Raw genomic sequence first — 4,340 nt, 5'->3', positions numbered from 1 at the left:
CCAATCCAGGAAGAACATCCATCCGGTGATGTACGCGCCCTTCTCGCCGAGGAATTCGCGCGCGTAGGAGACGAACGCACCGGACGACGGGCGGCGGATCGCCAGCTCACCCAATGCGCGCACCATGAGGAATGCGAAGATGCCGCAGACGATGTACGCGAACGCGAGTCCGGGGCCGCCCTGCGAAAGGCGCCCGCCCGCGCCGAGGAACAGGCCGGTGCCGATGGAACCGCCGATGGCGATCATCTGGATGTGCCGTGGTTTCAGTTCCTTTGCATAGCCGGCGTCGCCTTTGTCACGCACGGCGCCACGCTGCGACGGTGTCGCGTCCCGCCGCGTCGGCCCCGTGGGATTTGCGGTGGATTGCGCGGTGTCATGCGCGCTTGATCCGTTGTTGCTCATATCGTTCTTTCCCTTATATATACGGTTGTATGCGTCGTAATGCGTGCGCTTGCACGCGTCGCACGGACACTGCGTACTGTGCCCGCGCGGTATGGTGCCGCGCTGTGCGAATCGCAAATCTCCCGGCGAAGCGAGTCGATCAATTGACCGCGCATTATTCCGGCATACCAGTATAGGAAAATCCTGTTACCTGAATGTGGTTTCGTCGATGGAGCGGACGTGGCGGGCGTGCGCTACGATGTTGGATGCTGTTTGCACGCATCAGACGTGTGGTGGGCGTGCTGCGCGGCGATGGCTTACGTGTCCCGCGCTATGTGGGCGCATGGCACGGTTGCCTGTGGAAGCATCGGGGATGCTACGGGTCCCGCGGGCGCGTGGCTTGGTCTTATCGCGGGACGAACGCCGCAGGTGTCACGCATGGGCGCATGAAAGGCCATGCGAATGCGTGCGGACGAAGAGACAAGAGATGGAGAGGGAGGCCTCGCGGTCGTATGGTTGGACGGGAGACGCCAATCGGGCTATTGCAGGTGGATGCCTCGTCGGCTTGCGAACGCATTGGTCGCATCGGCTCATTGCGTAGCGGATACCGGCTATGCCGAACGCATTGGAGAGCGCTGGTATTCGTCGCCTATCTTGTTGTGGTCTGCATCACGATGGTGTTCCATGAGCCGTGGTTCGACGAAGCGCAATCCTGGCTGATCGCACGTGACGGCTCCTACCGCGATATGCTGCTCATCCGACCGCATTACGAGGGGCATCCGCCGCTGTGGTGGCTGATGCTGTCGATTCCCGCGAAAACGGGCGTGCCCTATGAATGGGGGCTCAAAGGCGTGGAACTGCTGTGCTCCGCGCTGATGGCGGGGATACTGGTCTTCCGCTCGCCTTTGCCGCGGCTGATGACCGCGCTGCTGCCGTTCACCTATTTCCTGTGCTACCAATACGGCGTCACCTCGCGCCCATACGCATTGCTGTGCGCCGCGTTGTTCATCGCGGCCGATTGCTGGCGCTCGCGCGACGAGCATCCATGGCGTCTGACGCTCGCTTTGGCGTTGCTGTGCGCGACGAGCAGTTACGGCATCGTATTGGCGTGCGCGTTCGCTCTGGTGTGGGTCGCGCGAGTGGCTATCGCGGGACGGCGCGGGAGAGCGGGGAAGACCTCACCGGCTGACGGTTTGCCCGATGGCTCGCCTGATGGCTCGCCAGGCGTGGCGGACACCGCTTCGAAAGCAGCGCCATGTCTTCGCGCGCTTGTCGCGGATTCCGGACGATTCGCCGCGTGGCTGTTGTTGATGATCGTCGGCATCGCGGTGACGGTGTGCATCCTGCCGCGGTCCGATACGTTCGGCGCGAATCCCGGCGGCGGCGTGGCCTCGGCACTATCACAGTTCGTGCTGTTCTGGGTGGTCGTGCCATCGGAAAGCATGTTCACCGCCTTCGTGGGCGATTCCTCACTGCATGCGGTGCGCCTCGGCATTCCGCAACTGCTGCTGTGCGTGGCGTTGTCCGCGCTGATATGGGCGGCGCTCATTCGACTGGCGCGGCGTCGCGGCAACCTCGACATCCTGCTGGCGACGTACACGATGCTGGCGCTGTTCGCGACGCGGTACTTCAGCATGCATCACCTTGGCATCGTCTTCGCGCTGTTCATCGCGCAATTGTGGATCGGCGTGCGCGAAAAGCCGCTGTCCCTTTCTGATCTGCCGTTCATATCCGATTCCGTCAAATCGCATATGCGCAGGATCCGAACGGATGCGCGGATGCCCGAATCTTCGGAATCGGGCGCGAAACGTACGGAACGTGACATATCGGGTGTGTGCGAAAGGCCGGTGGAAACATCGTGCGGGCGGCCGCTGTCCGCGTGCGGAATGCGCGGAAAACCGATGCCGACGATGCGCGGAACATGGCTGGCGCGAATCGTCGTCATCATCGCGTTGCTGCCAAGCCTGATATGGACCGCCAACTCCGTCATCTGCGACATCCGGTACGACTATTCCGGTGCCCGCGCACTCGCCTCGTTCATCCGTCGCAACGGTCTCGAACGTGACCGGTGGGTGTCGATGTGGCGGTATTTTCCCGATATGTACTGGCCGGACGGCACGCATACCGACCGTATGGAAGACACGCACCGCTACAGCTGGCCCGTGCTCGCGGCCAATCCGTATTTTTCGCGCAACCTGCTTGACTGCACCTACCAAGGTCTTGCGTATGTGCCGAACGAAGTGCCCGCGAAACGGCAGATGAATCAGGAAATCGCCCGATGCGAAGCCAAGGGCCGTCCGCAGATCATCGTCGGCGACACCGATTTTCCCGCGTACTTCTTCAAACGGCTTGGGTTGCATATGAGCGATTACCACACGGTCGTCGTCGCCACCAAGCATGTGCCATGGAAAACGTGGGTCGTCACGGATGATGTCGCCATATATGTGAGGAACGACGTGCGGATTCGCGTCGGCTAGCATGTCCTCGCATCCGCGCGTCTACCCGAACGCTGCCGTGTCCGCGTCGGTTGCGGCCGAGCATGTCCGTGTATCCGCGCGTCTACCCCCTGTTGGAAATGCACGGAATGCACTAGGCTAGAGCGCGTGACTGAAACTAACGAACTTCGTATTGCTGTGATCGGCGCCGGCCCCGCAGGCGTCTACTCTTCCGACATCTTCCTGCGCCAGCTGAACAAGCTCGGCGAGGAGCTCGGCCTTGGCACCAACGCCCGTATCGACCTGTTCGAAAAGCTGCCGGTGCCGTTCGGCCTGGTGCGCTACGGCGTGGCCCCCGACCACCCGTCCATCAAATTCATCGCGTCCGCGCTTGAGAAGACGCTCGACAACCCGAACATCCACCTCTACTGCGACGTGGAATTCGGCAAGGACGTGACGCTTGACGAACTGCTCGAACGCTACGACGCCGTGCTGTTCGCCACCGGAGCCGTGAAGGACAAGCCGCTCGGTCTGCCGGGCGCCGACCTCGACGGCGTGTACGGCGCCGCGAAGTTCGTGGAATGGTACGACGGTTACCCGACCGGTGCCCGCGAATGGCCGCTCGACGCCGAGGAAGTCGCCGTGATCGGCGGCGGCAACGTCGCCATGGACGTCGCGCGCGAGCTCATGCGCAACGCCGATGATCTGAAGGCGCGCACCGACATTCCAGACAACGTGTATGAAGGCATCAAGGGCAACAAGGCGAAGACCCTGCACCTGTTCATCCGCCGTGGTGTGGCGCAGGCCAAGTTCTCCGTGCAGGAGCTGCGCGAGATGGAGAAGCTGCCGGGCGTGCAGCTGATCATCAACGAGGACGACTTCGACCTCGACGACGACACCATCGAGGAGGCCGGCAAGGACAAGCTGACCCGCCAGATGGTCGAGGAACTGTTCACCATCCGCGAGATGGCCGAAGACATGGAAGACGACGGCGACACCGACTACGAAGGTAACCCCGCCGACCGCAAGTACTACATCCACTTCAACTCCGCGCCGGTCGAGGTGCTGGGCGAGGACGGCAAGGTCACCGGCATCCGCGTCGAGAAGACCGAAACCTCCGCGGACGGCAAGATGAGCCGCACCGGCGAATTCGTGGAATACCCGGTGCAGGCCGTCTACCATGCGATCGGCTACAAGCCGGCCACCGCTCCGGGCATCGCCTACGACGAGCGCCACGCGCATCTGGCCAACGCGAACGGAGACGGCCGCATCACCACCGAGGCCTCCGGCGACGACGCCCAGGTGCGTGAACGCCTGTACGCGACCGGTTGGGCCAAGCGCGGTCCGGTCGGCCTGATCGGATCCACCAAGTCCGACGCGCTGATGATCGTCACCAACATGCTGGAAGATCTGTCCAAGGCGGCCGAAGGCGGACGCGTGGCCGCCGACCGCGATCCGGAGTCCATCGACCGTCTGCTGGCATCCCGCGGCGTCAAACCGATCGATTTCGCCGGTTGGAAGAAG

General features: G+C 62.9%; 3 protein-coding genes. 2 read left to right on the top strand and 1 reads right to left on the bottom strand.

The genetic code is table 11. The features are described from left to right. The coding region (locus B3C64_RS04790; protein ID WP_291534102.1) for an amino acid permease at window positions 1-402 on the bottom strand (402 nt) is incomplete at its 3' end. Between the two features lie 653 nt (window positions 403-1,055). Between B3C64_RS04790 and B3C64_RS04785 the strand changes: the two genes are divergently transcribed. Both B3C64_RS04785 and B3C64_RS04780 read left to right on the top strand, forming a co-directional pair. Beyond that, window positions 1,056-2,858 carry an ABC transporter permease gene (locus tag B3C64_RS04785; RefSeq protein ID WP_291534103.1) on the top strand — a complete coding sequence of 601 codons (1,803 nt, stop codon included), beginning with the start codon at window positions 1,056-1,058 and terminating at the stop codon, window positions 2,856-2,858. Between the two features lie 126 nt (window positions 2,859-2,984). Continuing rightward, window positions 2,985-4,340 (top strand): FAD-dependent oxidoreductase (locus tag B3C64_RS04780; protein ID WP_291534101.1); only part of this gene is annotated, 1,356 nt, incomplete at its 3' end.

The sequence above is a fragment of the Bifidobacterium sp. UBA6881 genome, assembly GCA_002451435.1.
Taxonomy (GTDB): domain Bacteria; phylum Actinomycetota; class Actinomycetes; order Actinomycetales; family Bifidobacteriaceae; genus Bifidobacterium.
The sequence above is the reverse complement of the archived record's forward strand: the minus strand, read 5'-3'. Positions and strand labels throughout refer to the sequence as shown.